This window comes from Marinobacter iranensis (genome assembly GCF_029207565.1).
Classification (GTDB): domain Bacteria; phylum Pseudomonadota; class Gammaproteobacteria; order Pseudomonadales; family Oleiphilaceae; genus Marinobacter; species Marinobacter iranensis.
In genome coordinates, this window is sequence record NZ_JANCMW010000180.1 from 1 (window position 1) to 269 (window position 269).

Below are 269 nucleotides of genomic sequence, written 5' to 3' on the forward strand. Positions count from 1 at the left end.
TCCTGCACGTCCATCATCGTCGGAGGTGCGCCGCCACCTGTGGCGCGCCTTTGACGCGGACTACGCCCTCTACACGAACCGAACTGACGGCACGCTCACCGTGCACTACGCAGCCGTCGAGGGTGCGCGAGAACGGCTGGCGGCGTTGGTCGACGCGGAGAACACCGCCGGGTCGGGCCTCCGGTGGCGGGCACGCGAGGATCGCGGGCACCTGGTGCTCGAGGTGACGGGCCCCGCCGAGCAGGTGGATGGGCTGGCGCTCGGATGAT

At 70.6% G+C, this 269-nt stretch carries 1 protein-coding gene; it reads left to right on the forward strand.

The window, feature by feature from the left end; all coding sequences use genetic code 11:
* Positions 1-268: hypothetical protein (locus tag NLU14_RS21925; protein WP_275710600.1), on the forward strand; the 268-nt coding region annotated here is incomplete at its 5' end.
* Position 269 lies beyond the last annotated feature (1 nt).